Origin of the sequence: Kitasatospora sp. NRRL B-11411, assembly GCF_000721345.1 — a bacterium.
GTDB classification, from domain to species: domain Bacteria; phylum Actinomycetota; class Actinomycetes; order Streptomycetales; family Streptomycetaceae; genus Kitasatospora; species Kitasatospora cineracea.
The window spans coordinates 1-202 of record NZ_JOGH01000363.1 but is presented as its reverse complement, the minus strand read 5'-3'; the positions used below and the strand labels follow the sequence as shown (position 1 = coordinate 202).

The following is a 202-nucleotide window of genomic DNA, read 5'->3' as shown; positions in this document are numbered from 1 at the left end:
GATCCGGCCCGCGTACATGACGGCGATCTTGTCCGCGACGTCGGCGACCACGCCGAGGTCGTGGGTGATCAGGATCAGGCCCATGTGGTACTCGGCCTGCAGTTCGGCGAGCAGGTCCATCACCTGGGCCTGGACGGTGACGTCCAGCGCGGTGGTGGGCTCGTCCGCGATGATCAGGTCCGGCTCCAGGGCCAGCGCCATG

1 pseudogene is annotated in these 202 nt (G+C 68.3%); it reads right to left on the bottom strand.

The features are described 5' to 3' along the window. Positions 1 to 202: pseudogene (locus IH44_RS0140390) on the bottom strand (methionine ABC transporter ATP-binding protein); the annotation flags it as partial.